Raw genomic sequence first — 25,283 nt, 5'->3', positions numbered from 1 at the left:
GAAGATTATTCACTTACTGCTCTATAGAGAGTGATGCTGCTCCCATTCCTTTTTTAGTAAAGCATATTGGTACGTGTTTTCATATTTAGGGGTGCCATCCTCATATGTAGTAAATGAAATAAACTCAAGAAAAAGCCCTTCTCTCCGCATGCCTAGTCGCTCACATAATGCCTGTGAACGGACATTATCATCTTCTACATAGGCATAAAGCCGCCTTGCTGCCTTTTCTACAAATAAATAGGACAATAATGCCTCAGCACTCTCTCGTGCATATCCCTTTCCTTCATACGCTGCATTAAAATTCCATCCAATTGAATACGTATCAGGCTCTTCTTTTAAATGAAACAATTCACCAATAACCTGCCCACTTTCTTTTAAACAAACTGCTACATATGAATAATCTTCTTTTCTCTTTTGCACCTTAGCAGCCGCTTCCTCCAATGTAGAGATTCGATCATCAAGAAAACAATTGACTCTTGGATGAGCCAAGTACTCTAGCATTCCTGCCGCATCTTCATCGCAAAACGGTCTAATCATTAACCGGTTCGTTTCTAATAGATTCATATTGTACCCCTCACTGTTTCTGCTTGATTTCGCGTTTGCAGTCTCTCCATATTCTAGATGACATGTATCAACTTTGACAATCAGATCATGTTGAAGTGTCTTTAAATAAACCCATCAAAAGCATTTTGGCTCTTAAATATCATGATCACAACTGTTATAATAGAACATAGGTTTGCATTTTATCAAAAAGGGGTTACATCATATGATCAAAACGGTGGATGGCAACATTTTAGAGGCAAGCGAAGACATCATCTGTCACCAGGTGAACTGTAAAGGAGTCATGGGCGCTGGATTAGCGAAACAGATCAAAAGCAAATATCCGAATGTGTACAAAGATTATAAACAATTATGTACAGAACAAGGAGATGACTTGTTAAGCTCCGTTCAACTCATCCCAACAAAAGACGGAAAAACAATTGCCAACTTATTTGCCCAAGCTAGATACGGAAGAACAAGACAGCAAACAGACTACGATGCCTTACGCAGCTGCTTTCAACACTTAAAGGATACAGTGACACAATCACCTGAGGAGAAAAACCAAACGTCCATCGCCATTCCATATGGAATCGGCTGCGGATTGGCTGGCGGCGATTGGATGATTGTTGAAGAGATGATTGAAGAGGTACTAGGTGATTGTGAAGTGACGGTTTATCGGTTTAGATAGAGGGAAATGAAAAATGTAATTAGAAGGGAAATTTGTTTTTCGATCTTTTTGCTTTCGTTGATCGGTTTCTTTGACATGCTAATCAATAACAATTGATTCCAATCACAATCAATATTTTTATTTTGTCGTAACATGTGTCTTTTTTGCTATTGAATAAAAGGAGTTATTAGAGCACCATTTCCGCATGGAATAGTGCTCTCAATAGTTCTCTAGTTTTTTTTCTATAATCTATCAAAGTGAAATTTTATAACATCTTAAAAATTCAAAAGTTACTCCAATGTAGAAAGGTATTTTTCTAAATGTTTTTTACCAGAATTACTTTTAGGTATAATACCTAGATGATTATATTTCCAAATGGTTTTTCTTTCATGAGGTTTTGTATTCGAAAGATCATCATAATTAAATTCTATATTGAAATGTCCGGTTTCATTAAATATCATTGTGAAATTTGTCCAAGGCTCTTGACCACTTTGTTCAAACGCTCTCCTAAGTTCTTGGATACAGTCAACTAATTGATGCCATCTTTCTCTGTATTCATGTTCACTCACTTCAAACAATTCAGTGATCTCATGACTATATATCGGCTGATCATCATTTTCCTCAGGTAAAAAATAAAAGTAAGCAATCTGTGAACCTTCAACTACCTCACCATATAAATACACCTTTATCCAATTGACAGGTATTGTCTTAACTACAATATCAACTATCTGTTTGTATACATATTCTAGTTCTTCTTCATTCATTATTTTTTCCCTCCATACACATTATCGAATCGTCTGATTTCCCATTCATCCTCACCAATTTTATACTTAATATCAAAAGTTTCTGGACGTAGAGAATCAGCTTTATAGTTAGGTGTTATCTTTACTTTAACCTGATCACCATTTTGAAGAGCATCAGCCCATGCATTCTCAAGCTTTTTCCATTCACCTTTATTTAAATTTCCATTCATCGGAACTAGATTATCAATATCCCCGGAACCTTTAAAAATAGTCGCGATTAAATGACCTCCGTCATCATCTAGTAATCGATCCGGATTTCCTGAATTTGACTGAGCGTACTGGTTTCTTTTGATCTCTCCGTATTTTAAATCACTTGCTTCGAATTTAGCAATCCGTCCATAGTGATCGTTCGTAAAAGTTGAGAAAAATTTAAAAGGCAGGGAGAAAGGGATGGTAAAATATTCGGGAACAAAAATGGTAGTATATGACAATTTTAAGAAATTCATTAAATAGGGCATACAATTTAAAGGTGTTGTACGTAATAAGTATTTTGTTAAAACATCAGATTGGGATTGCAAAGATTATCTCTATTCTGTAAGTAATAAATAGTTCATTCGTCACTAGGTATCTCTTCAATAAAAAAACCTTGAAAGGCACTTTGCCAATCAAGGTTTCACATAAATTACATTATATCAATCTCTTTGCCTGTAGTCTTGCTAATCAGAACCTTTAAGGGTTCTCTTATTCATAATTTGTAGTAGCAATAAAATCAAAAGCACCAGTTGAACTAATTTCATTGTTATATTCAAAATTATATATTAAAATTACTGCGTTATATGATTTCTTTAGGTTTATACTTTTCTGGATTTTTGGGATGACAATCTCTTCATACGAACACCCATCTAATAATGATGAAATATCACTACTACTATTCTTATAGACTGCTTTTTCTATTGTATCCTCATCTGTTTCATCCATATCAATATTAAAATCAATGAAAAATTTGGAAGGTACAGACTCGCCATCCTCATCATACTTTAAATCTACATACTCTTCTATAGAGTCCCCTTCTTTAATAGTACCTAGCCAAATAGAAACCCATCCTTTTTTTTCCATTTTAATATCCTCCTACTTTAATTTAAGACCTTCCGGTAAAGATGAAACCCCACCCTCTAGTCTATAATTAGCCCAATTATTAAGTCGTCTTACAAATGTATCATAGTCGCTAGAAGTATCTATTATTGCTAACAATTCATTATGTGCCTTAGTTGAGCCTAATCCACCATGAACACCGTTTGGATTGACGAATTTAACATCAGTTATTGCTGTTCGTAAATCTTTAATCTCTTCAGCACTAATATTCCAATGCTTAAATTGCGGCGCTCTTGAAACTAAGTGCCACTCATGTAAACCTCCAGGTTCTCTAAGCTGACGTTCAATTTTCTTTCTAATTCTTTTATCTTTCCAAAGTTCGTCTAGTTCTTTACTTGTAAGGGAATTGAAAAATTTATTAAAGTTCCCACTTTTTGCAGTTGGTATATCATCGACAGTTAATTTGGTTATATCATTAGCATTGTCTATACCCTTATATCCTTTATTAGATGAGGTCAAATGACCTCCATTACCTTCTGAATTGTCTAGTCGCTTCGCCATGGAGAGAAGCTTATTTTTGATATTCTCACCATCAAACACATTATAAGGCAGTTTCCCTCCACCTGCTAGTTGAAACTTTGGTGAATATGGCAATAGATTTGGAATGGTGACGTTATCGATTGATTTTGCTCCTTGTTCAAGCCCTTTCTTCACTGTAGTTTTCGCCGCTGTTGTTCCCGTTTTTGTGATGGCTCCTGTCCCTTTAGAACCAAAGACAATTTCTGCTAGTGAACCAGTCGCATAGGCGAACCAGTGTGACCGTGAATACGCATCACCATCTATGACTTCTTTTTCGAATGAGTCTGAAATGGCTTTTCCAATCGCCTTCGATGTTTCAATTGGGTGTGAAACAGCTGTTACGACCGATTCAACGGCACCCCCAGGGTCTGTTACAAGATCATAGATGCCAACCACTGTATCTTTTGCCACATCATATAGACCAACTGCAGCACCTTTTACACTGTCAACGAATACCTCTGATGCTTCTTCCTGCGCTTTGATCTGGAGAAGCTGGCTGTAATACAATTTTTGATCGTAAGAAAGATTTTCATATCCAATTTCGTCTACAATCTCAAAGTATTTCTCTACTGATATACACGAAGGATCATTGAGCTTTTCTTTCAATTCTTTGATTCTTCGTTTCTCTTTTTCTTCTTTTTTCACTTTTATGTAAGCTTTCACCTGTGCATCAATTTTATCATGATTCTTGTACACATCTGTCTCGTGAAATGCTTTTGCATCATAATACATGGGCTGAGCGTTCTTACCTTTTCCTGTAGCAGCCATCATTTTTGTATAAAAAGTAGCAAGATGTTTCTCAATGGCTTCTGATTTTTCGTACTCTGTTTTTAGAACATGATCTAATGTATGTATAGCCTCAATTGCATCTTTTCTTTTTTTGTTCGCATCATCTAAATGCTCGTCTACTTTTTTGCTGGAAAATGTCTGTAATTCAATCAAATCACTAATATCGTCAAAAATCGTTGATAGAGCTTCTTTTTGTTCCTTGACCATATCTTTATTGTTCTGAATGCCTTGCTTCAATTGAGCATCTAGGAAGTGTTCATCAATAAATGTACTCCCGCCTAATGATTCATCATCCAGCTTTCCTTTCACTCCATCTAAAAAAGCCTTTTGCATATCGATAAAATCAAGATAAGTGTCTGTGTATAGTGCAAGATCATTATAAAAAGCTTTGATATTATCTGCACCTTTTCCAGTAAACCCATCACCTAATCCCGATACACCTTTTAATGCTTTTTTCACAAGTTTCATCTCTTCTTGAAGCTCATGATAGGCCTTTGACCTCTGTTCGACAGCTGAAAGTAAAGATGGAGCATCTAATATTTTCATATAAAAAAGACTCCTTTTATGGAATATTCTTTTACTAGAATACCATAAGGAGCTTGACACTTTAATCCACTTTATCGTTATTTAACCAATTATCCTCCAGAGCTACCTCTTGATGCAACTGTTTGGACATCATCATGTAGAGGTTGAGTCAAACCGTTTGTAAAGAAAAGTGTACCTAGAGCTATCACAGCTAGTGAAAATGTAATAAAAACCGACTTCTTCAATTAATTCACTCCTTTTCCTACAAACTGGCTTGCGAGTAAGGCTCTCTCCTCTAAATATTTCGCCACATCAACTTGCTTATAGAAACAGACCTCTCTTGAAAGAGAGGTCTGCTTCATTTTTATCACAATGCGTTTTGAAGAGCTGCTTTTGTCACTGGACCATAGTAGCCGTCAATACCGTTATTTTTTGTGCCTTTATCTAGGTAGTAATACACAGTAGTCAGGGCTTCCTGCAATTCTTTTACTCCAGCGCCCTTTGTCAAAGGAAACACCCACAAAAATAAAAACCCCCTGAAGCCAATGGCTCCAAGGGATTTCTTGATTAATACTGAGACATATATTGATCGCGTTCCCATGGGTGTACTTGGGTGCGGAACATATCCCATTCGATTTCTTTTGATTCGATGAAGTGCTCGAATAAGTGATCGCCTAGTGCGTTGACCATAACTTCGTTTGACTTGAGCAGCTCAAGTGCTTCTGCAAGTGTTGCAGGCAGATCAGAGATGCCGTTTTCAAGACGCTCTTCTTTGTCCATGACATAGATGTTTCTGTCGATTGGTGCTGGTGCGTCTAGTTTGTTTTTGATTCCGTCAAGACCTGCTGCAAGTAATACGCTTAGTGCAAGGTATGGGTTTGCAGATGGGTCTACGCTGCGCACTTCTACACGTGTGCTGATGCCGCGTGATGCAGGGATACGGATTAATGGGCTACGGTTTTGTGCACTCCATGCCACGTAGCAAGGTGCTTCATAACCAGGTACAAGACGCTTGTAAGAGTTTACCGTTGGGTTTGTGACTGCTGTAAAGCTAGTTGCATGCTTAACGATACCTGCGATAAAGTGTCTAGCCGTCTCGCTTAATTGTAAATCTGCTTTTTCATCAAAGAATGCGTTTTTGCCATTTTTGAATAATGATAGGTTACAGTGCATACCAGATCCGTTTACACCGAACAATGGTTTTGGCATGAATGTCGCATGAAGTCCGTGTTTTCTCGCAATCGTTTTAACAACAAGTTTGAATGTTTGAATATCATCACAAGAACGGATGGCTCCTGCATATTTGAAGTCAATTTCATGCTGTCCAGGTGCTACTTCGTGGTGAGACGCTTCAATTTCAAAGCCCATTTCTTCAAGCTCAAGCACGATATCACGGCGGCAGTTTTCACCTAGATCTGTTGGTGCAAGGTCAAAGTATCCACCTTTATCGTTTAGTTCAAGCGTTGGCTCGCCTTTTTCATCTAATTTAAATAAGAAGAATTCTGGCTCAGGTCCAAGGTTGAAATCACTAAATCCTAGGTCTTCCATTTCCTTTAAAACACGCTTTAAGTTATTACGCGGGTCTCCATCAAATGGCGTCCCGTCCGGCTTGTAAATGTCACAAATAAAGCGTGCAACTTTACCTTTTTCAGCTGTCCAAGGGAAAATAACAAATGTGTTGAGATCTGGGTATAGATACATATCTGATTCTTCGATACGTACGAAGCCTTCAATAGATGAACCGTCAAACATACATTTGTTATCGAGAGCTTTTTCTAACTGGCTCACAGGAATCTCAACATTTTTAATCGTTCCGAGAATGTCTGTAAATTGCAGACGGATGTACTTTACGTTTTCCTCATTTACTAATTTTACGATATCTTCTCTTGTGTATTTTGCCATTTCGTAAAACTCCTCCCCTACAAAAGGTAAAATTGTATAGCAATGCTTTTGCTAATTGGTTAACGGAAGAACCTTGACATATCCCCCTGCCTAAAGGTCGTTCCTTGTTGGAAACGTCCAGCCTGAATGAGTTCCTTCTTCAGTAGCTTCCTGAGTTCATCATCTGTCAAGTTGTGCTTCGCTGTGGTTTTCTCCTCGGTCTTTGCATCAGACGCTGGATGTTCTGCCTCAGCTTTGGCAAAAAGTTTTTTGATTCCTGCCATGTTTACACCTTGTTCGATGAGGTTTTTAATTTCTAGTAATTTATCAACATCATGAAAAGAAAATAATCGGCGATTCCCATCACTTCTTGCTGGAAATACTAATCCATTTTCCTCATAATAGCGAATTTGCCTTGCAGATAATTCTGTTAGCTGCATGACAATCCCAATTGGGAATAAAGGCATTGAGCGGCGAATGTTATCACTCATCTCAACTGTCTCCTCCTCTTTGCTTAAATTTATTATATGTCATGTTATATTATGTGTCAACAACATGTTAGGAATATTAACATGGTTTTTTTATTGAGCAGGTATGTCGATGAAACCTTGTTCCAATAAGGCATCTACAGCACTACAAATCGCATTTTTCACATGGGCATATGTGAGTCCGCCTTGAACGTAGGCTGTATAAGGCGGTCTGATCGGTCCATCGGCTGACAATTCGATACTAGCTCCTTGGACGAAGGTGCCCGCTGCCATAATGACATCATCCTCGTATCCCGGCATATAGCTTGCATGCGGCGTGACGTGACTGTTGATCGGAGATGCATATTGAATCGCTTGGCAGAATGCAATCATCTTTTTAGGATCTCCAAATTCGACAGATTGAATTAAATCCGTTCTTTTCGCATTCCACGCTGGGTTCGTTTGGAATCCGAGCTTCTCAAGAAAACGAGCCGTGAACACTGCACCTTTTAAGCTTTGCGCCACAACATGCGGTGCTAAGAAAAATCCTTGATACATCTCCTGAAGCGCATAAAGCGAGGCACCCGCTTCACTGCCGATGCCCGGAGATGTCATTCGATAAGAGCAAGCTTCTACCCATTTTTCTTTTCCAACGATGTAACCGCCTGTTTTGGCAAGCCCGCCGCCTGGGTTTTTAATAAGGGAACCCGCCATAAGATCCGCTCCCACATGACACGGCTCTTGCAATTCAGTAAATTCACCATAACAGTTGTCCACAAACACAATAATTTCTTCATTGATCTCTTTTACAAATGAAATCATTCGCTCGATTTCTTCTATTGTAAAGGAAGGTCTTGACGCATAGCCTTTCGAACGCTGAATGCCGATCATTTTTGTTTTAGAGGAGATCGACTCTTTTACTTTGTCATAATCAACGGATCCATCTTGCCTTAAATCAATGGCCTTGTAATCAATCTGGAAGTCTTTTAATGAGCCTGTCCCTTCTTTGCCGCGAATTCCTACAATTTCTTCTAGCGTATCGTATGGTTTTCCCGTCATATAGATCAATTCATCGCCAGGTCTCAGCACACCGAATAATGCAATGGAAATCGCATGTGTGCCGGAAATGATCTGTGGACGCACAAGGCCGCTTTCTCCTCCGAAGACATCCGCATAAATTTTTTCTAGCGTGTCTCTTCCCATATCATCGTAGCCATATCCAGTTGTCGGGTTAAAGTGAGAGTCACTGACTCTATGCTTTCGGTAGCTTTCAAGCACCCGCCACTCATTTTGTTCACTCTTTTGATCAATTTGTTGATGCATGTGTAAAATCTCTTGTTCTGTTTCTGCTGCTACTTTTTCTAAAATACTGCCGTGTTTTAATGTATGAAACATCTTGATTTAATTCCTTTCTTACAACATATACTTCTTGATTTGACCTAATATGGTCTGCTCCTCACCGCTAAACCCGGTGATGTCATAAAGTTCTGCTTCTTTTTGAAATTCTAGTGATTCCACGAGCGTTTCTGATTTTAATGCGGAGATGAGCTTTCCTTCATACGCTGGAATCTTCACATGATATGGTTTTAAAAAGTTTTGTTTCAGTTCTGCCATAATATCCGCTTTTAATCGCTTTATATCTTCTTCGCGTCTCGCACTGATTAAAAGATGACGATGCTTTGAAGATGGGATGAAATCCGGTCTGATTTGATCTTCTTTGTTATAAACCGTCAGCATCGGTATACGGTCTGCTTCTAGTTCTTCTAATAACTCATGAACCGTTCGTTCGTGTCCTTCGTAATCCTCATTAGAAGAATCAATGACGTGAAGCAAATAATCAGCTTCCTTCACTTCTTCAAGAGTGGAACGAAATGCCGCAATGAGTGTTGTTGGGAGGTCTTGGATAAAACCAACGGTGTCTGAAATCAGCACACTATAGCCAGATGCTAATGTCATCTTACGTGTCATTGGGTCAAGGGTCGCAAACAGCAGATCCTCTTCATGACTATCTGCATCTGTTAATTGGTTAAACAAAGTAGATTTTCCGGCATTCGTATACCCAACAATGGCAATTTGGAACACACCATTTTTCTTCCGGCGTTCCCGGTATCTTGTCCGGTGTTCTTTGACTGTAGATAATTGCCCGTTAATTTCGTGAATACGGTTTCGAATATGGCGTCTATCTGTTTCAAGTTTTGTTTCACCTGGACCTCTTGCGCCAATTCCGCCACCTTGTCTTGAGAGGCTGATCCCTTGTCCGCTTAGTCTCGGCAAGGCATACTGAAGCTGGGCAAGCTCTATTTGCAGCTTCCCCTCTCTTGTCCGGGCTCTTTTTGCAAAGATGTCTAATATCAATTGTGTCCGATCGATAATTTTCACATCTAAGGCAGTTGCCAAAGCTTTTAGCTGACTTGGAGACAGTTCGTCGTTAAAAATAATGACATCACATTCGAATTCCTCACAAAGCATTTCAAGCTCTTCCACTTTCCCTTTACCTATATATGTTGCGCTGTCTTGTCTATTTCTCTTCTGCGTCATTACGCTGACAGCTTCACCGCCAGCCGTTTTGGTTAAGGAAGCTAATTCTTCCATTGAGTATTGAAAGCGTTCATCCGTGACATGCGGCAATTGACAGCCGACAAGGATCGCTTTTTCTGTCATTTCATGTTCATTCAACGTCAGTTGTTTCCTTTCTGTACTTAAGTTTTCAGTAGTACCATCATACCAAACACATCACACGTATACCACTATTCGGATGGTTTATTTTAGTATCTCTTTATAAAAAGGATACGCCATTTTAAGTAGGCGTATCCTCTTTCATTTGGAGATCGTGACTTTTAATCGTCAGCAAATCTTTTTTATCATAATGATCCACAAGCAGGAGTCTCATGGCTTGGGTCCGAATGGCCTTTTCAATCGTGTTTCGCACAAAGCGGCCGTTGCTGAATTTTGCAGGACTCGTGGTGCTTTTAATGTGCATTAAGTAATCTCGCAGTTTCCATTCAGCTTCTTGAGTAAATATATATTCTCTGTCAGCCATCATTCGTTTGGCAATGTCCATGAGCTGATCGACGGTATAATCAGGAAAGCTGATATTGATTGGAAATCTGGATTGCAGCCCGGGGTTTAATGATAGAAAATGATCCATTTCCTTGGAGTAGCCAGCAAGAATAAGAATGAATTCGTGCTGTTTGTCCTCCATATGCTTTACTAGGGTATCAATCGCTTCTTTCCCAAAATCCTTTTCGCCTCCACGGGCAAGAGAATAGGCTTCGTCGATGAACAAAATGCCGCCTAGTGATTTTTTAATTAAGTCTCTTGTTTTTTGAGCAGTATGACCGATGTACTCCCCGACTAGATCTCCGCGTTCCGCTTCAATTAAGTGACCCTTTGAAAGGACATTCATTTCAAAGAAAAGTTTCCCGACAAGCCTTGCAACCGTTGTTTTCCCTGTGCCTGGATTCCCTTTGAACATCATATGAAGCGCTTGTTTACCTACCTTTAACCCTTGTTCCTGCCTTTTTTGATTGACAAAGATCCAAGCATAAATTTCTTTTATGTTTCGTTTCATTTCATCCATACCGACAAGGCTGTTCATTTCACGTTCTATTTCCCGTAAGATGCTGTGTTTTGCCTCATTTTTCTGCAAGGCTTCTAGGTATTCTGCCTCTGAATCTGCATCAACCAATACTTGCTTTTGTCCGTTAAGTATAATATTGATTTGGCCGTTGTTTTTATATGTGACAGCTCGCTCCAACGTATTCACCTCTCGCTCTTCTCTCTTTATTCTATTCGGGTGGAGCTGTAATCGTGACAATCGCCCGCTTAAGCCCAAGTTTGCTGTCAAAATGACCCGAGATACCGAATATTGTAGGGATTTCTGCGGTTTCCCAGGAAATGATGTGCTATTTCCATTGTATTCATCCCATTTAGGCGGACAAACCAACAATTTGTTTTTTCTTAGAAAAATGTAGCTTTCTCATCACAAATTGTGCAGAAAAGAGTCTCAATGATTTCCGCATTTTGTACAGGCAATTTTTCTAATTTCTCATAAAATAAAGACGAGGTGATGAATAGATGGTGAAAATTTTTATTGATCCTGGCCATGGAGGAACAGATTCTGGAGCTGCAGCGAATGGACTTTTGGAGAAAAATATCACCCTGCAAATCGCGATTTTATTGAGAGATATGTTGATTAGTGATTATGATGATGTTTCCGTCCGCTTAAGTCGTTCAATTGACCAATCCGTCACTTTGACCCAGCGTACAAATGCAGCAAACAGCTGGGGAGCTGACTATTTCGTATCTATTCATATTAATGCAGGCGGGGGCACAGGTTTTGAAAGCTATGTGTATCCTGGCGTTTCAGCACCGACCACCACGTATCGCAATGCCCTTCATGATGAGATTGTTCGCTCAGTGGATTTTGCCAACCGCGGCAAGAAAACAGCGAACTTCCACGTTCTTCGAGAAACTTCTATGCCCGCTATTTTAACAGAGAATGGTTTCATTGACACGGCAGCTGATGCAAATAAGCTTCGTAACGCGACCTTCCTTCAAGGCATCGCTCGCGCTCATGCCACTGGATTAGAGAAAGCCTTTCAGCTGAAAAAAAAAGCAAGTAATCTTTATAAAGTACAGGCTGGAGCTTTCAAGGTGAAAGCCAATGCAGATGAGTTAGCAGCCACACTGAAATCCAAAGGCTTTGACGCCTTCGTTGTATTAGAGGGCGGTATGTTCCGAGTACAAGCCGGAGCTTTTCGTACAAAGCAAAATGCGGATGACCTCGTCGCAAGATTGAAACAGGCCGGTCATGACGCATTCGTTTTCCAATAACTGAAGCTGTTTTAACGAAATAAACCGGCTCAAGTCTGCTGCTGAGCCGGTTTTTGATTGGTTCATTTATGCTAAAATGTTCACGACAAATTGAGACCACGTTTCAAGTCGATCGAAGTATTCAGGCTTTTTCAAATCAGATGCTTTCATCCATTTTCCTGATATTTGATCTGTTTCTTTCACTTCTACATGAGCACCTGGAGATAATTCAAGCGCTGATAACAGTCCAATGTGCACACGACCGACACTGTTGTCATCATCATTAATTAATCCAAGGGTTTTCATCTCAAGTTTGTCTTCTTCTTGAATAGAAAGTTCCTCGTCTAGCTCACGATCCGTATTTTCTTTTAGAATTTCAGCAAAGTTTTTGCCTTCGATGAAATTCATGTGACCACCAAAGCCAAGAGATAACTTATGATGCAATCGAGTCTCTCCCCCGCCTTGAAGCCTTTCATATACATACACTTCGTCTTCACGCTTAATCACGACATAAGGAATCGGCTGCTTGAAGTCAGGATTTTCTTCCGCATCGCCTCTGCGCATCTGCTCGAAGTGCTCTTCGATTTCTTTCATCATTGTATTGATTGTTTTCTCTTCACTATTCACACCATTAAACGCAAGCGTTTCGTTTTGGAATACGCGTGTGCGCGGTGCAACTAGTATGATTTCATCCATTTTTCCCATGTTCGGTAACCTCCAGTATGTAACGCATTGTATGAAATGGCAAAAAGCCAAAACGAGTGATGCGTTTTGACTTTTACGCCTTGCTTATGATTCATCTCCAAAGAAGAAGTCGTCATCTTTTAACGGCTCAACTGTCGCTTTTTTGTAGCCGTTCCCTTTCATTGAGAAGAAGTCATGCGATTTTGTTTTTGTATTAAGTCCGTTCAATACAATTGGATTGATCTCTTCTTCTTCAAAGTAAGGGGCAAATCCAAGGTTCATTAACGCTTTATTGGCATTGTAACGAATGAACTTTTTCACATCATGCGATAAATTGACTTGGTCATATATATCTTCCGTGTAATGAAGTTCATTTTCATAAAGCTCGTTCAATAGTTCAATTGAGAAATCATATAGCTCTTTTTGCACGTCAGGTGTTTGTTTGTTGTAAATTTCTTGTGCTAATAATCCAACGTATACACCATGAATCGCTTCATCACGCAAAATCAAGTTGATGATTTCACCACTTTGCATGAGCTTACCTTGTCCATAGAAATAAAGCGGGTAGTAAAAACCACTGTAAAATAGGAAACTTTCTAAATAAACAGAAGCAACCATTGCTTTAAAGAGGGAAATCGGATCGTCCTTTTGAATTGAACGGTATAAACTGACAATCATATCTGCTTTCTTTTGCAAGAATTTATTCTTCTTCACCCATTCAAACACTTCACTGATCGTTTCAGTTGGTGCGAGTGTCATGAAGATATTTGAGTATGATTTCGCATGTACCGCATTTTCCATCATCGCCATAAAGTTTAATACCGCTTTACGCTGGTGACCTTCTACATGTTCAGCCACTATCGGCATCCCTGTGTTTCCTTGTTCTGTATCAAGTAAAGTCAGTCCAGCAAGTACCTTCATGTACGTATCTTGCTCTTTTTCACCTAAATATTTCCATGTCAAGAGATCCCCGTTTAAGGAAATCTCTTCCGGAAGCCAGAACTGCTTCACATTTTGGTTGTAAAACATTTGTGTAAAATCGTCTTCGTGTTTTGACCAGTTGGCTGCATCATAAATTTTTGTCACGTTAAACTCTCCTTTAATCAAACAACACAAGAAAGACAGCCTTCCTGCCCTGTATCCTTCGTTCTTGCATAATAAAGTGTCTTAATGCCTTTATGGTGTGCATACAGATCGATGCGGTTTAAGTCACGCGTTGTCATCGTATCTTTCAAGAATAGTGTAAAGCTGATTCCTTGATCAACGTGCTGCTGAATCGTTGCGATCATATCGACCACTTTAAACATATCCATATCGTACGCTTCTTTATAGAAGAACCAGTTTTGCGCTGAAAGACCTGGCATTGGGTAATACGTTTTGCTGTTGCCGTATGTTCTTTCTTCGATACGTTCCATAATTGGCATAACTGAAGCTGTTGCCGATTGCACATAAGAAATGGAACCTGTTGGTGCAATACATAAGCGGTAGCTATGGTACATGCCATTTTCCGCTACAAAGTCTTTGAGTGCTGCCCAGTCTTCTTTTGTTGGAATGTGCATGCCTTCAAATAATGCTGCTGCTTTTTCTGTTTTTGGTGTGAAATCATTCTCCACGTATTTATTGAAGTACTCGCCCGTTGCGTAGCCAGAGCCTTCATAACGATGGAATGTTTCTCCTTTTTCTTTTGCAAGCTCACTTGAGCGTTTAATTGAATAGTAGTTCACCATCATAAAGAATGTATTCGCGAAGTCTCTTGCTTCTTCACTTTCATAGGCGATTTGGTTTTGAGCTAAATACCCGTGAAGGTTCATCGCGCCAAGTCCGATTGATTTCATCGCTTTGTTCGCTTTTCGAACAGCTGGTGCATTGCGAATATCTGTTGTTTCAGATACAAGCGTTAATGAATCTGTTGCTAGTTTGACCGTTTTTTCGATCGATTTGTTTTTCATGACATTCATGATATTTAATGAGCCAAGGTTACAAGAAATATCAAGACCAATTTCATCTTCTTGATCATAGTCCGCGTAAGAAGAGACCTCTGAAGCTTGAAGCACTTCTGAGCAAAGGTTTGAGAATTTCACTCGTGAAATATGGTTTAATGCATGCTCTCTATTCACGTTATCTTGGAACATGATATATGGATAGCCTGATTCTGAACGAAGAACAGCCAATTTTTCAAGAAGCTTTCTCGGATTGACCTTTTCTTTTTTGACTTTCGGGTTTTCTACAAGCTCATCATACATTTCTTCCATGTCCATCTCATCAAGATGCTGTCCATATTCTTTAAAGACTGTGTGCGGATAGAAGGTGTAAGCTGTTTTATCTTCTCTTGCAAGCTCGATAAATTTATCGGGGATGACGACACCGATGGACAATGTTTTCACGCGAACATCTTCATCTGCAGAGATTTTTTTTGTATCTAAGAAATCATTAATATCTCTGTGGAAAATATTGAGGTACGCACTGCCTGATCCTTGTCTTTGTCCCATTTGATCTGCATATCTGAATGCATTATCAAGAAGCTTCATCACGCCAACGACACCTTTTGTCGCGTTTTCAACATCTTTGATTGCTTCACCTTTTGCACGAAGTTTTGACAAGTTCAAGCTGACGCCGCCGCCTAATTTTGAAAGCTGCATTGAAATATCAATCGCTCTTGAAATATCGTTTAATGAGTCATTCACTTCAAGCAAGAAGCAGCTCACAAGCTCACCGCGTCTTTTACGCCCAGCGTTTAAGAATGTTGGTGTACTTGGCTGGTATTCCTGATTGATCATCAGTTCTACAAACTCAAGGGCTTTTTCTTTATCTCCGCCCGCAAAGAAAAGCGCTACAACTGAAATGCGGTCTTCATAGCGTTCAAGGATTTTCTTTTTATCATTTGTTTTCAGTGCATAGTCGTTGTAAAACTTAAACGCACTCATGAATGATGGGAATCTAAATTTCTTCGCATATGCAGCTTCGAATACTTCTTTAATATCTGCCATGCTGTATTGTCTTAAAAATTCTTCTTCATAGTAGTCGTTTTCTATTAAGTAATCAATCTTCTCTTCTAAGTTGTGAAAGAAGACTGTGTTTTGATTAATATAATCTACGAAATAACTATGTACAGCTTCTTTGTCCTTATCGAACTGAAACTTTCCTTCTTTTTGAATCATAATCTCGTTATTTAATTGTATCCACTTTGGAACCTGATTTTGTGACAATTCTTTCTACCTCCTGTGTAAACAATTCAACATCCCTTTTTGTTCCGCTTAGTTCAAAGGTGTGCAAAATAGGAACTTGATATTGTTTAGAAATCGTATCGGCGCTTTTGGCAAAATTATCTCCCCACACTTTGTTTCCACTCACCGCTACACCTAGTAAAAGGTGAGCATTTTTCTCTAAAAAAGATTGAGTGGTACTAGGGACTTGTCCAAACCCTGTCGTAAAGGTGACGAGAATAAACGACGTATCCAAAAACTCTTCTCCAGTCAATTTTCGTTTGTCTGTAAAGGGGGTCTTGTCCAAAAAGCGTTGAACATTTCCTGTTTTTGAATCAAATACGATTTGAATCAATTCCATCACGACCTAGTTTTTAGTATTGTTGATCATTTCGTTATTCACTATATATAGTATACTATGTTTTTTCAAAACACAACATATAGATATTCGAAACGAAAAAAATCAACCAACCCGGCCGAAAGTTCATAGCCGAACTCGTACGTTCAAATAAATAGAGCAGAACAGGATCTAAAAATAGACTGCTCTACTCTCTATTCAACTGAAACCGAAATCTATCATAACACGAAAAAAAATCGCTTAGTAGACTAGACTTTTTGTTTTATTTTTTGTAGGCATCGCACTGTAAATCTTCTGACACTTCTGTAATTTCCACTTCAACACCTAATTCTTTTAGCACCGCTTCAAGCGCAGAGACGATTGAAGCTTCTCTGACTAATTCTTTCCCATTTACAGAAACACTTGTTCCATATTCGAAGCAGGAGTCGTCTTCACAAGTTTGTTCCCAATGATTAATTTTAATTTTGTGTGTCATGAACTCATCCTTTTCTGTCTAGATGTCTAATGCATGATTATAGTGTAGCGACTTCACATTCATTTGTAAATTTACGTGCTTACTCTTCCACAGAATCGTCATCATCATAATCTTCGTCCCACTCATCTATGTATTTTGTTTTAATAAGGGTCAGTTCTCCCTCTTTTTCATCAAACCGGTACACATGTACTTCATCATCTTTCACAACAGCAAAGTGATTATTTTTTAGTGCAACAGCTGATTGTAACAGACCTTCTATATCTCCATGATCATCTTGATTAGAATAGTTATGCCAGCTTTCCTGCCTAGATTCAATGTTTGAAATGGCGCACGATCCAAATAAGACAACAATCCCAATTAGTAGAAGGATCACTCTAATCCTTCTTAATTCAAGCTCTGCATTTTCCATATCGTTCCCCTCACCTTTCTTCATATCCAATAAGGGATTATACGCAAAATAGACAGAAAGGTTTCACGGCATGCAAAATAGCCCCTCTGCACTGACAAAAACGTAGCGGGTTCCGGCCGGTTTATTCGCAGATACATGGGGCTATTAGGTCGAACATATCCTATTCTAATTCTAGATTTACATTCTTTTGAGGTGCAAATGTAGAAATAGCATGTTTATAAATAAGCTGCTGCTTCCCTTCTGTTTCAAGCAGCACCGTGAAATTGTCAAATCCTTTCACTTGACCGCGAAGCTGAAAGCCATTCAGTAAGAATACTGTGACAAATGTATTGTCTTTACGAATTTGATTCAAAAATTGGTCCTGAATATTAATCGGTTTCATGTTTCGTCCTCCTTGATTCTGATAACTACAGTTTCGCTTTAAGTCCAAGCTTTCCTGCTATATATGCGAAAATTTCCTCCTTTTTGTCTGAAAAGTGGCAAGGCGGTGTCATGTCGAACCACGTGACATCCATTTTATTACGGAACCACGTGAACTGACGCTTCGCATATCTACGGGAATTTTGCTTTAATTGCTGGATAGCTTCATCAAGTGAGTAGTCACCTTGAAAATACGCATACAGCTCTTTATAACCAATCGCTTGAACTGATTGACAATCCTTCAAGCCAGATTGATAAAGTGCGCTCACTTCCTCAATTAAGCCTTCATCTATCATCATATCAATTCTTTTATGAATGCGCTCGTACAAAAGCTCTCGATCCATTTTCAGCCCAATGAAGGCTGTATCATAAAGAGGAACTTCTTGATGACCATTTTGCATTTCCGATATTTTCTGACCTGTTGTATGGATCACTTCAAGCGCCCGGATGACGCGGCGGACATTATTCGGATGAATGGCTTTTGCAGCATCAGGGTCTACTGCCTTTAGTTTTTCGTGCAGCTGAAGGGAGCCATGCTGCTGTTCAAACAGCGCCATTTCTTCTCTAAAAGCAGGGTCACTTTTCTCATCGGTAAATGTGTAATCATATAAAACAGATTGGATATACAAACCTGTTCCGCCGACGATCATGGGTGTTTTCCCTCTAGCGGCAATCTCTTTGATTTTCATACGGACCAGCTGCTGAAATTCAGCTGTAGAAAAGGATTCATCTGGCTCTTTAATATCAATTAAGTGGTGAGGGACATCATCCATTTCTTCAGGGGTGATTTTAGCTGTTCCAATGTCCATTCCTTTATAAATCTGCATAGAATCACCACTGATAATTTCTCCATTAAATGCTTTGGCTATATGAATGCTCAGTTTTGTTTTGCCGACAGCCGTCGGTCCTACTAATACAATCACTGGTTGTTTCGTTTTTTTCATAACATCACTCTCTTTTACAAACTGCCTACAGTATAGCATAACTTCTCTTTCTCTCCTATATACGGTCTATCACCAGCCGAGTGGTTCATTTCCGACCACTTCGTACGTCTTTCCTTTTAAGCGATGCGTATGCGTCGGCCGCTCCTCGTCCGGACTATAGACGACTCCTCCGTATGGAATAGGGACAGAATCGTTATAGGCAGAAAACGTGACTTCCTCAATCTCGTGATAGTGCGTACCATCCAATCTCGGTATTGCAGGTCCTGTGACGCCGTAGTATCTGTGGAAATGCCCTCTCTCAAAAGAGGTGACCCCGCGATAGTAATGAGTATGCTGATCGGTACTGCTTCCATTGACAGGCTGAGAAATACCTTCTATTAAATGATAATGCTCTTCTGTTACATCCGTTCGTGCTTTATAGGCATGAGCATGCGGCGGGCATTTAGCCCAATCAGACGGATACAGGCCCATTTTTAACATTCCTCCTTATAATAGGCGTTCACCCAAACACATATAGGCCAATCGAATACACTGATGTCAGTTACAGTGATTTTATGTGAGAGGAGCCTTTTTTTATGAATTATTTTGATGCACAGCCATTTATGCAAGAAGACATGAGAAGACCTTTTGGTTTTGGCTTTGGACGCCCGGGTTTTGGGTTTGGGAGACCCGGATTTGGCTTTGGGAGACCTGGATTCGGTTATGGTAGACCTGGATTCTTCGGACCTCCATTTTTAGGTGGTTTTGCTGGAGGTCTGCTTGCTGGGTCTCTGCTTGCACCAGGCTATGGCTATGGGTACCCTTATCCGCCCCCGTACCCGCCATATGGACCATACCCTTATTATTAAATATGACGATTTAGCGAAAAATCTGTTCATCAAATGAATCGATTGACACACTCGTTTTTGATGGGTTAACATTTACTTTACCGACCGTTCAGTAAAGTAGGTGTTTTTTTTATGTCTAAAACCAAAAAAGAGCAAATCTTTGATGCAGCTGCCCGCACAATTTTAGTAGAAGGATTAAGCCAGCTTACCCTTCAGCAAGTGGCAGAGCATGCACATATGACCAAAGCCGGCCTGCTTTATCATTTCGCAAGCAAGGAAGAGCTCATCCAAAAAATGAATGAGCACGCGATTCTTTGCTTTCGTCAGCAGCTCGAAACGTATCTAGAAACTTACAAACATGAAAAAGCGCCTTATGTCCGTGCATATATATCGGCAACATTACATGATCTTGATCATCAAAATACGATTCAGCTATGTACAAGTATGCTGGCTACTATGTCATTTGATGAAGCGTTATTGAACCCTTGGCGTGATTTTTATGCAGAGTTCAAAGCGAAAGCAGCTGAGGAAATTAATGACCCTGCATTGAGCCAGCTGATCCGTCTTGCATGTGATGGAATATGGTTTTCAGAAATGTTTCAGCTTGAACCGCTGAACCGAGAGGAAAAAACCCTTTTACTTCACCGGATTTTACACCTATTAGAGGAGGGAACATGATGATCCTCGGATATCTTTTTCTAGCTGTGGCCATTTTTTCAGAAGCCATTGGCGCCGTGATGTTAAAATTCTCAAATGGCTTTACTCGCTTTAAGCCTAGCGCTGTCGTTGTTGCTGGGTATACACTTGCCTTTTATATGCTGTCATTGACACTAAATATCATTCCACTTAGCATGTCTTACGCAACATGGTCTGGGGTTGGTACAGTCCTCACGGCTATTTTTGGCGTGCTTTTTTTCAAAGAAACCTTGAACCAAAGAGCAATCATTGGGATGGCAATGCTTGTCTCAGGGGTCGTACTTTTAAATATGTCATAAAGGATGTGAGAGATCATGAAAGGAATGCTCTATTTAACAGGGGCTATTTTAACGGAGGTTTTTGGCAGTACGATGCTGAAGCTTTCACAAGGTTTTTCGCAACTATTACCGAGTATTGGGGTCCTGATTGGATTTGGGTGTGCCTTTACCTTCCTCAGTCTAGCACTTAAAACGATTGACCTTTCGTCTGCTTATGCGACATGGTCTGGCGTTGGAACAGCACTCACTGCTCTTATCGGACTCGTGCTATTTAACGAAACCATTCACATCAAAGGCTTCATTGGTCTTGCATTAGTGATATGCGGTGTGATTGTCTTGAACCTGTCAAAAAAACAAAAGGAAGAAAACAAAGAACATATCAATCAAACCGAATGGACGTCATAAAAAAAGTCATTTTCTCCATTTCATTAAGAGAAAATGACTTTTTGTTTTCACCCGCCGACTTGAATGGTTTCTTCTAAGGAAATGTCCACATTTCCTTGAACAGCTCTTGAGATCATACATGAGCTTTCGGCTTTGTGAGCAAGCTTGCGGGCAAGCTCAATATCTTGCGGAGAAGCAGAGGCTTTGAGGATGATGACAGGCCGATGTATGATTTTTTCATATGTAAACACACCATTTGTCACATCGACGACAGCCTCAGAGCTCATCGTGAGATCCTCTTTTTCTAATTGGCTCCGCTCCATCATAGCGGCAAGTGTAATAATATAACACGTAGCCGCTGCACCTAAGAGCATCTCATCTGGATTTGTCCCAATGCCGGGACCATCCATTTCTTTTGGAATTGAAATGTTCGTTTTTAACTGTTCGCATGAGATTGTACCCACACCGTTACGCAGGCCAGGCCAGCTCGCCTGAAGATGAAAATGATGACGCGCCATATTCGTCTCTCCTTTTGTTATCACTTTTTATAGTGTAACAAGAATTCACGCTGCTTGTCTTAACATGTGCACCATTTTTATGTATATTCCTCATCAAGCACTGTCCGAATCGCCCTGACATACCGGTAGAACGTCTCGTTTTTTGTACTCGACCGCCGCCGAAAGTCAAAACTGTCAAATAAAGCTTCACGCTGACTTCTACTAATCTCTAGCTGTACACTTTGCCCTGTTTTTGTAAGATTATTAATATTATGATTGCTTGTTCCGCTCAGGGTTGCGTGTGCGACAGCCAGTTCAGCAGAAAATCCATTCCGCTCTAATGAGTTCACTATTTTCTCTGCACGGTCGTAATCTGTTCCGCCAACGAGTGTATGGTCAATGCCTTCCTCACCTTTGTAGCCATGCACTGCTAAGATATAATCGTGTGCTTTTGCCTGCGCGACGCCGACTGGCTCATCAAAATTTGTACTTGTCACATGAAGTTCTGACGCATTCTCTCTTAAACCTTCAAACAAATACGTAGAGAAATCATTATCAAAAAAATGGACGATCTCGCTCACGCCGCCTTCAATTCTCCCCCCATGGGGTGACATCACAAGAAGACGGCTTCCAGGCACTGGGTTGGATGTAATCTGATAGCTGCTTGTTGATTCGTTTTCTTCTAGTTCTTTAAAATTGCGATAAATATCATTTGAACCGCTTTCGTCTTCCCCACCTGATGACACTGGCTCATCATGTTCCTGTGCTTGCATTGTATAATAAACGCCCCATCCGATCGCAAGCAGGAGAAGCAAAGCAAAAAACTTCTTCATTCCCGTTCTCCTTTAACAGATTTCTAAGCCGTTTCTATGATTTATATTGAATCATCATTTCTTTTCATTTTTTCCACTTTTTCTCTTCAAATTTGATCATAACACTCTAGTTGATGAGATTCCTCAAAAATAAGATAATTGCATTTATATACACAGAAACGCCTCTCCTCTTTGAAAACAGAGTTAGAATAGTATGACAGACAAATGAAGTTATGTTTAAAATGACCTAGTTCTATCCAGTCTGTTTTCTTTAATTTGGCTACTTTTTATATGGATTTGATTTTTCCTCTCTGTGACAAGTCACATTTGTATGAGCATTGACCCTGTCTATCCCCTCCTTTTTTTCTGCAAAATCGTTTGTTTCACCGGTTCTCTAAGAAGAACTCTCCCACCTATCATCGGCTGATTCTACATGTTTTCCACCTTTTTTCTATTATTTTACAAAATGTAAGCGTTTTTCTTTTTCATCAGAAATGAGTAAGTCGCCAATATGAAGAAAAGAAGGGACAAGAATCCGAACCAAGCACCTCTCATTCTCATAACGTAAGAGTGTACAAGAATGGATAGCTAGAATGGAGGGCATCACATGTTTGGATTTTCTATGGTGCAAATGGTCAGAACACATGCCAGTAAACTGGATCAACCTTTAAGAGAGACCGTCCTTCACCTTTATAAGCCTTTTAAATGGACGCCATGCTTTCTTCATCGTTTCTTTGAAGGGAGATTAAAGAAGAGAAAGAAGCTTCGTGTGATTATTGAATTTAAGGAAGGCGCGGTCGAAGCAGGAATTCAAAGCACAAAACAGCTCATGAAAAAAAGTAGAAAAACAAATATCAAACGGCACTTTTCACATATCGACTGCTGCGCTGCAGACCTAACACCAGCTGCTTTAGAGGAGCTGTTAGCAAATGGTGAGCATATTCGTAAAATTTATTTAGACCGGAAAGTTCATGCACTTCTGGATGTGGCCACACAAGCCAGTCACGCGGATGAAGTCATCCGAAACGGTACAGCCTTAACAGGGGAAGGCATTACGGTCGCTGTCATTGATACAGGGATTTATCCGCATGAAGATCTAGAAGGAAGAATTCGCGATTTTGTGGACTTAGTCAAGCAGAAAACAAAGCCTTATGATGATAACGGGCATGGCACTCATTGCGCTGGAGATGTAGCTGGAGACGGAGCGGCCTCAGATGGCTTGTACAAAGGACCTGCTCCAAAAGCTCATTTAATTGGCGTAAAAGTATTAAATAAACAAGGGGCTGGATCACTTTCTACTATAATAGAAGGGGTTGAATGGTGCATCCAGTTCAATGAAGATCACCCTGATGATCCGATTCATATTATGAGTATGTCACTAGGCGCAGATGCTCAGCGTTATGATGACGAACAGGACGATCCGATGGTGCGTGCTGTCAATGCCGCTTGGGATAAAGGCATTGTTGTATGCGTCGCAGCCGGAAACTCTGGTCCTAACAGCCAAACGATTGCGAGTCCTGCCGTCAGTCAAAAAGTGATTACGGTTGGCGCTTTTGATGACCGGAATACACCAGAATCGAACGATGATATTGTGGCACCATTTTCAAGCAGAGGTCCTACTGTTTATGGGGAGACAAAGCCTGATATCCTTGCACCGGGAGTAAACATTGTCTCCCTCAGATCACCAAGATCCTTTCTAGATAAACTCGATAAATCAAGCAGAGTCGATGATGATTACACGACGTTATCTGGCACATCTATGGCAACACCGATTTGCGCTGGTATTTGTGCTCTTTTAATAGAGCATTCACCAGATTTAACGCCCGATGAGGTCAAAACCCTGTTAAAAGAAAATACAAGCAAGTGGTCTGGGGATGACCCGATGATTTACGGGGCAGGTGCCATTGACGCAGAAAAAGCCATCAAAGAATAAGTAAAAAAGCCCTTTACGTTGATTCGTAAAGGGTGTTGTTTTTGTCTGTTATTATGTGTGAAGTCTTTCATCTACTTGATCAGCTGACATGTTATGCTTCGTTCTCATACATCTCATCTCCTTTTTGAATGTGCGTACGCGCTTCGATCACAATCTCAAAAAAAGTGGAGGATTCCTTGTACATGTCGCGTTCCTTATAATAATTAGCCGCATCAAGTGCTAATTCCTCTAAATCAGCAAACATTTTTTTGCTTCGCAGTCCAAAAAGTGCCGATCTTAATTGCTCACAGCTGTCTTTTTCTATATAAAGCGCCTGCAAAAATTGGAATTTCAACTGATAAATTTCATCTTCCAATAAACAAGCCTCGTTCATCCCTTTACGTATAGCTTCGCCCGCCCGCTCGATATCTCCGAGCTTAAACCAGGTGAGAGCAAGTGAAAATAATGATTTGATCATCGTGGATGCTTGATCTTTTTGATAAAGGGAAATGGCTTGTTCAAAAAAGACAGTCGCTGTATGGTACGTTCCCATACTATAATGACAAGCTCCTAAGTTATTAAGAGCCATCGCTTTAAAATAAGATGTGCACTTTTTCTGCTCCATCGCTTCACAGACCTTTAACGCTTTTTCTAAGTAAGGAAGCGCTTTCTGGTGCTGACTCACATCAATCCAATTACCTGCCATGACAAAATCACATTGAATGCTTCTTTTTCCATAAAGCTGATGTTTCTTATAAATGTCTCTTGCTTTTTTAGCATAATGCATGGAGAAATAAGTTTGTTTCATATGATAGTATACTTCAGCAATTTTATAGTAAAATTCCGCTTTTTCAATCTCATCTGTCACTAAGATCAGTTGATGTTCCGCATGCTTGTAATAGGAAATGGCCTCGATGTACCGGCGTTGGATAAACGCATACATTCCATGGAAAAAATGAAAGTAATAGCCGAGTAAGCCTGTCATCTCATCTTCTCCATCTTCCATTTCTTTTGGAAAAGACACGGCTTGAAGTGTTTCACTCCCTGCATGGACTGGCGTTGAATGCTGAAGCATCAGTTGATGGCGAAAATCCATTAGAGAATAATATAAAAGTAAATCTTGATCCTCTTCCATCTCATGAATTTCTTCTTCAACAAGGCGCTTCATATCGTTTGCTTGTTCGACTTCAAATTTGCAAATATGCGTGTACCATTGATTGATCTTTACACCTACTTCGGAAGATGGTATTTTATGTGCCATCCACTTCAGCCCCATTCTATCATAT

The 25,283-nt window shown here is 39.8% G+C and carries 30 protein-coding genes; 7 read left to right on the top strand and 23 right to left on the bottom strand.

The features are described 5' to 3' along the window. Nucleotides 1-21: 21 nt before the first annotated feature. Complete coding sequence (locus ACQYAC_RS02555) at nucleotides 22-564, bottom strand: GNAT family N-acetyltransferase (RefSeq protein ID WP_427128369.1); 543 nt, start codon at nucleotides 562-564, stop codon at nucleotides 22-24. 202 nt (nucleotides 565-766) lie between these two features. Here ACQYAC_RS02555 and ACQYAC_RS02550 point away from each other — a divergent pair, with 202 nt between their 5' ends. Continuing rightward, nucleotides 767-1,228 (top strand): macro domain-containing protein, encoded by a 462-nt coding sequence (locus ACQYAC_RS02550; protein WP_061407906.1) that lies wholly within the window; start codon nucleotides 767-769, stop codon nucleotides 1,226-1,228. A 269-nt stretch (nucleotides 1,229-1,497) separates the two neighbouring features. Here ACQYAC_RS02550 and ACQYAC_RS02545 read toward each other — a convergent pair whose 3' ends face one another. From ACQYAC_RS02545 to spoVK, 10 genes are all read right to left on the bottom strand, one after another. Beyond that, complete coding sequence (locus ACQYAC_RS02545; protein WP_429942649.1) at nucleotides 1,498-1,971, bottom strand: antitoxin YezG family protein; 474 nt, start codon at nucleotides 1,969-1,971, stop codon at nucleotides 1,498-1,500. Beyond that, nucleotides 1,971-2,528 (bottom strand): DNA/RNA non-specific endonuclease, encoded by a 558-nt coding sequence (locus tag ACQYAC_RS02540; protein ID WP_429942648.1) that lies wholly within the window; start codon nucleotides 2,526-2,528, stop codon nucleotides 1,971-1,973. The genes ACQYAC_RS02545 and ACQYAC_RS02540 overlap by 1 nt, the downstream gene beginning before the upstream one ends. Before the next feature lie 163 nt (nucleotides 2,529-2,691). Continuing rightward, on the bottom strand, nucleotides 2,692-3,066 hold the full coding sequence (locus ACQYAC_RS02535) for an immunity 22 family protein (RefSeq protein ID WP_061407899.1): 375 nt from the start codon (nucleotides 3,064-3,066) through the stop codon (nucleotides 2,692-2,694). 12 nt (nucleotides 3,067-3,078) lie between these two features. Further along, entirely contained in the window at nucleotides 3,079-4,956 is a 1,878-nt protein-coding gene (locus ACQYAC_RS02530) for a ribonuclease YeeF family protein (RefSeq protein WP_427128372.1), read from the bottom strand. A 346-nt stretch (nucleotides 4,957-5,302) separates the two neighbouring features. After that, nucleotides 5,303-5,452: a peptidoglycan-binding domain-containing protein gene (locus ACQYAC_RS02525; protein WP_081042300.1), complete on the bottom strand. Its 150-nt coding sequence runs from the start codon at nucleotides 5,450-5,452 to the stop codon at nucleotides 5,303-5,305. Between the two features lie 50 nt (nucleotides 5,453-5,502). After that, entirely contained in the window at nucleotides 5,503-6,837 is a 1,335-nt protein-coding gene (gene glnA / locus ACQYAC_RS02520; protein WP_058013910.1) for a type I glutamate--ammonia ligase, read from the bottom strand. A gap of 59 nt (nucleotides 6,838-6,896) precedes the next feature. Further along, nucleotides 6,897-7,307, bottom strand: coding sequence for a MerR family transcriptional regulator (locus ACQYAC_RS02515; RefSeq protein ID WP_003211674.1), 411 nt, complete (start codon nucleotides 7,305-7,307; stop codon nucleotides 6,897-6,899). A gap of 90 nt (nucleotides 7,308-7,397) precedes the next feature. After that, complete coding sequence (locus ACQYAC_RS02510; RefSeq protein ID WP_426972901.1) at nucleotides 7,398-8,678, bottom strand: aminotransferase class I/II-fold pyridoxal phosphate-dependent enzyme; 1,281 nt, start codon at nucleotides 8,676-8,678, stop codon at nucleotides 7,398-7,400. 18 nt (nucleotides 8,679-8,696) lie between these two features. Beyond that, nucleotides 8,697-9,959: a GTPase HflX gene (gene hflX, locus ACQYAC_RS02505; protein ID WP_426972903.1), complete on the bottom strand. Its 1,263-nt coding sequence runs from the start codon at nucleotides 9,957-9,959 to the stop codon at nucleotides 8,697-8,699. A 121-nt stretch (nucleotides 9,960-10,080) separates the two neighbouring features. Further along, nucleotides 10,081-11,040, bottom strand: a complete 960-nt coding sequence (spoVK, locus tag ACQYAC_RS02500) for a stage V sporulation protein K (RefSeq protein ID WP_003211912.1) — start codon at nucleotides 11,038-11,040, stop codon at nucleotides 10,081-10,083. A 320-nt stretch (nucleotides 11,041-11,360) separates the two neighbouring features. On the opposite strand from spoVK, the gene ACQYAC_RS02495 reads away from it, so the two are divergent. Further along, complete coding sequence (locus tag ACQYAC_RS02495; RefSeq protein ID WP_268497879.1) at nucleotides 11,361-12,119, top strand: N-acetylmuramoyl-L-alanine amidase; 759 nt, start codon at nucleotides 11,361-11,363, stop codon at nucleotides 12,117-12,119. Nucleotides 12,120-12,185: 66 nt separating this feature from the next. On the opposite strand, the gene ACQYAC_RS02490 is transcribed toward ACQYAC_RS02495, so the two are convergent. The 9 genes from ACQYAC_RS02490 to ACQYAC_RS02450 form a co-directional block, all read right to left on the bottom strand. Continuing rightward, nucleotides 12,186-12,803 (bottom strand): hypothetical protein, encoded by a 618-nt coding sequence (locus tag ACQYAC_RS02490; RefSeq protein WP_180308969.1) that lies wholly within the window; start codon nucleotides 12,801-12,803, stop codon nucleotides 12,186-12,188. 84 nt (nucleotides 12,804-12,887) lie between these two features. Continuing rightward, nucleotides 12,888-13,868, bottom strand: a complete 981-nt coding sequence (gene nrdF / locus ACQYAC_RS02485) for a class 1b ribonucleoside-diphosphate reductase subunit beta (protein WP_061407887.1) — start codon at nucleotides 13,866-13,868, stop codon at nucleotides 12,888-12,890. Nucleotides 13,869-13,885: 17 nt separating this feature from the next. After that, nucleotides 13,886-15,988, bottom strand: coding sequence for a class 1b ribonucleoside-diphosphate reductase subunit alpha (nrdE, locus tag ACQYAC_RS02480; protein WP_169056559.1), 2,103 nt, complete (start codon nucleotides 15,986-15,988; stop codon nucleotides 13,886-13,888). Next, nucleotides 15,948-16,340: a class Ib ribonucleoside-diphosphate reductase assembly flavoprotein NrdI gene (gene nrdI, locus ACQYAC_RS02475; protein WP_429942647.1), complete on the bottom strand. Its 393-nt coding sequence runs from the start codon at nucleotides 16,338-16,340 to the stop codon at nucleotides 15,948-15,950. The genes nrdE and nrdI overlap by 41 nt, the downstream gene beginning before the upstream one ends. 265 nt (nucleotides 16,341-16,605) lie before the next feature. Beyond that, nucleotides 16,606-16,818, bottom strand: a complete 213-nt coding sequence (locus tag ACQYAC_RS02470; protein ID WP_003212415.1) for a hypothetical protein — start codon at nucleotides 16,816-16,818, stop codon at nucleotides 16,606-16,608. A 79-nt stretch (nucleotides 16,819-16,897) separates the two neighbouring features. Next, a complete protein-coding gene (locus tag ACQYAC_RS02465; RefSeq protein ID WP_058013919.1) occupies nucleotides 16,898-17,227 on the bottom strand; it encodes a YmzC family protein in 330 nt (109 codons plus the stop codon). Between the two features lie 160 nt (nucleotides 17,228-17,387). Next, nucleotides 17,388-17,609, bottom strand: coding sequence for an RNA chaperone Hfq (gene hfq, locus ACQYAC_RS02460; protein WP_003211269.1), 222 nt, complete (start codon nucleotides 17,607-17,609; stop codon nucleotides 17,388-17,390). A gap of 25 nt (nucleotides 17,610-17,634) precedes the next feature. Beyond that, nucleotides 17,635-18,591: a tRNA (adenosine(37)-N6)-dimethylallyltransferase MiaA gene (miaA, locus tag ACQYAC_RS02455; protein ID WP_268497875.1), complete on the bottom strand. Its 957-nt coding sequence runs from the start codon at nucleotides 18,589-18,591 to the stop codon at nucleotides 17,635-17,637. 69 nt (nucleotides 18,592-18,660) lie between these two features. After that, on the bottom strand, nucleotides 18,661-19,062 hold the full coding sequence (locus tag ACQYAC_RS02450; RefSeq protein ID WP_169056557.1) for a YmaF family protein: 402 nt from the start codon (nucleotides 19,060-19,062) through the stop codon (nucleotides 18,661-18,663). Between the two features lie 104 nt (nucleotides 19,063-19,166). On the opposite strand from ACQYAC_RS02450, the gene ACQYAC_RS02445 reads away from it, so the two are divergent. The 4 genes from ACQYAC_RS02445 to ACQYAC_RS02430 all read left to right on the top strand — a co-directional run bounded on the left by ACQYAC_RS02445 (nucleotide 19,167) and on the right by ACQYAC_RS02430 (nucleotide 20,797). Continuing rightward, nucleotides 19,167-19,439 carry a hypothetical protein gene (locus ACQYAC_RS02445; protein ID WP_058013922.1) on the top strand — a complete coding sequence of 91 codons (273 nt, stop codon included), beginning with the start codon at nucleotides 19,167-19,169 and terminating at the stop codon, nucleotides 19,437-19,439. A 111-nt stretch (nucleotides 19,440-19,550) separates the two neighbouring features. Then, on the top strand, nucleotides 19,551-20,096 hold the full coding sequence (locus tag ACQYAC_RS02440; RefSeq protein WP_429942646.1) for a TetR/AcrR family transcriptional regulator: 546 nt from the start codon (nucleotides 19,551-19,553) through the stop codon (nucleotides 20,094-20,096). Then, complete coding sequence (locus ACQYAC_RS02435; protein ID WP_003211368.1) at nucleotides 20,096-20,413, top strand: DMT family transporter; 318 nt, start codon at nucleotides 20,096-20,098, stop codon at nucleotides 20,411-20,413. The genes ACQYAC_RS02440 and ACQYAC_RS02435 overlap by 1 nt, the downstream gene beginning before the upstream one ends. A gap of 15 nt (nucleotides 20,414-20,428) precedes the next feature. Continuing rightward, a complete protein-coding gene (locus tag ACQYAC_RS02430) occupies nucleotides 20,429-20,797 on the top strand; it encodes a DMT family transporter (RefSeq protein ID WP_058013925.1) in 369 nt (122 codons plus the stop codon). A 47-nt stretch (nucleotides 20,798-20,844) separates the two neighbouring features. On the opposite strand, the gene ACQYAC_RS02425 is transcribed toward ACQYAC_RS02430, so the two are convergent. Together ACQYAC_RS02425 and ACQYAC_RS02420 are read right to left on the bottom strand one after the other, a co-directional pair. Further along, complete coding sequence (locus tag ACQYAC_RS02425) at nucleotides 20,845-21,294, bottom strand: OsmC family protein (protein ID WP_058013926.1); 450 nt, start codon at nucleotides 21,292-21,294, stop codon at nucleotides 20,845-20,847. A 77-nt stretch (nucleotides 21,295-21,371) separates the two neighbouring features. Then, complete coding sequence (locus tag ACQYAC_RS02420) at nucleotides 21,372-22,106, bottom strand: poly-gamma-glutamate hydrolase family protein (RefSeq protein ID WP_058013927.1); 735 nt, start codon at nucleotides 22,104-22,106, stop codon at nucleotides 21,372-21,374. Nucleotides 22,107-22,692: 586 nt separating this feature from the next. Between ACQYAC_RS02420 and ACQYAC_RS02415 the strand changes: the two genes are divergently transcribed. Next, complete coding sequence (locus ACQYAC_RS02415; RefSeq protein WP_429942645.1) at nucleotides 22,693-24,018, top strand: S8 family peptidase; 1,326 nt, start codon at nucleotides 22,693-22,695, stop codon at nucleotides 24,016-24,018. A gap of 91 nt (nucleotides 24,019-24,109) precedes the next feature. Here ACQYAC_RS02415 and ACQYAC_RS02410 read toward each other — a convergent pair whose 3' ends face one another. Continuing rightward, on the bottom strand, nucleotides 24,110-25,258 hold the full coding sequence (locus tag ACQYAC_RS02410; protein ID WP_061407867.1) for a Rap family tetratricopeptide repeat protein: 1,149 nt from the start codon (nucleotides 25,256-25,258) through the stop codon (nucleotides 24,110-24,112). Between the last annotated feature and the right edge of the window lie 25 nt (nucleotides 25,259-25,283).

Source organism: Bacillus sp. MM09(2025) (assembly GCF_050496725.1).
GTDB lineage: Bacteria > Bacillota > Bacilli > Bacillales > Bacillaceae > Bacillus > Bacillus pumilus.
The sequence above is the reverse complement of the archived record's forward strand: the minus strand, read 5'-3'. Positions and strand labels throughout refer to the sequence as shown.

Coding starts and splice junctions, on each gene's coding strand:
- ACQYAC_RS02420 (WP_058013927.1), bottom strand. CDS start 22,106: ATGAAGAAGTTTTTTGCTTTGCTTCTCCTGCTTGCGATCGGATGGGGC.
- ACQYAC_RS02515 (WP_003211674.1), bottom strand. CDS start 7,307: ATGAGTGATAACATTCGCCGCTCAATGCCTTTATTCCCAATTGGGATT.
- ACQYAC_RS02545 (WP_429942649.1), bottom strand. CDS start 1,971: ATGAATGAAGAAGAACTAGAATATGTATACAAACAGATAGTTGATATT.
- ACQYAC_RS02465 (WP_058013919.1), bottom strand. CDS start 17,227: ATGGAAAATGCAGAGCTTGAATTAAGAAGGATTAGAGTGATCCTTCTA.
- ACQYAC_RS02495 (WP_268497879.1), top strand. CDS start 11,361: ATGGTGAAAATTTTTATTGATCCTGGCCATGGAGGAACAGATTCTGGA.
- ACQYAC_RS02450 (WP_169056557.1), bottom strand. CDS start 19,062: ATGGGCCTGTATCCGTCTGATTGGGCTAAATGCCCGCCGCATGCTCAT.
- ACQYAC_RS02445 (WP_058013922.1), top strand. CDS start 19,167: ATGAATTATTTTGATGCACAGCCATTTATGCAAGAAGACATGAGAAGA.
- ACQYAC_RS02425 (WP_058013926.1), bottom strand. CDS start 21,294: ATGGCGCGTCATCATTTTCATCTTCAGGCGAGCTGGCCTGGCCTGCGT.
- ACQYAC_RS02430 (WP_058013925.1), top strand. CDS start 20,429: ATGAAAGGAATGCTCTATTTAACAGGGGCTATTTTAACGGAGGTTTTT.
- glnA (WP_058013910.1), bottom strand. CDS start 6,837: ATGGCAAAATACACAAGAGAAGATATCGTAAAATTAGTAAATGAGGAA.
- ACQYAC_RS02410 (WP_061407867.1), bottom strand. CDS start 25,258: ATGGCACATAAAATACCATCTTCCGAAGTAGGTGTAAAGATCAATCAA.
- ACQYAC_RS02435 (WP_003211368.1), top strand. CDS start 20,096: ATGATCCTCGGATATCTTTTTCTAGCTGTGGCCATTTTTTCAGAAGCC.
- ACQYAC_RS02490 (WP_180308969.1), bottom strand. CDS start 12,803: ATGGGAAAAATGGATGAAATCATACTAGTTGCACCGCGCACACGCGTA.
- ACQYAC_RS02530 (WP_427128372.1), bottom strand. CDS start 4,956: ATGAAAATATTAGATGCTCCATCTTTACTTTCAGCTGTCGAACAGAGG.
- ACQYAC_RS02550 (WP_061407906.1), top strand. CDS start 767: ATGATCAAAACGGTGGATGGCAACATTTTAGAGGCAAGCGAAGACATC.
- ACQYAC_RS02510 (WP_426972901.1), bottom strand. CDS start 8,678: ATGTTTCATACATTAAAACACGGCAGTATTTTAGAAAAAGTAGCAGCA.
- ACQYAC_RS02415 (WP_429942645.1), top strand. CDS start 22,693: ATGTTTGGATTTTCTATGGTGCAAATGGTCAGAACACATGCCAGTAAA.
- ACQYAC_RS02470 (WP_003212415.1), bottom strand. CDS start 16,818: ATGACACACAAAATTAAAATTAATCATTGGGAACAAACTTGTGAAGAC.
- hfq (WP_003211269.1), bottom strand. CDS start 17,609: ATGAAACCGATTAATATTCAGGACCAATTTTTGAATCAAATTCGTAAA.
- ACQYAC_RS02440 (WP_429942646.1), top strand. CDS start 19,551: ATGTCTAAAACCAAAAAAGAGCAAATCTTTGATGCAGCTGCCCGCACA.
- ACQYAC_RS02535 (WP_061407899.1), bottom strand. CDS start 3,066: ATGGAAAAAAAAGGATGGGTTTCTATTTGGCTAGGTACTATTAAAGAA.
- ACQYAC_RS02555 (WP_427128369.1), bottom strand. CDS start 564: ATGAATCTATTAGAAACGAACCGGTTAATGATTAGACCGTTTTGCGAT.
- miaA (WP_268497875.1), bottom strand. CDS start 18,591: ATGAAAAAAACGAAACAACCAGTGATTGTATTAGTAGGACCGACGGCT.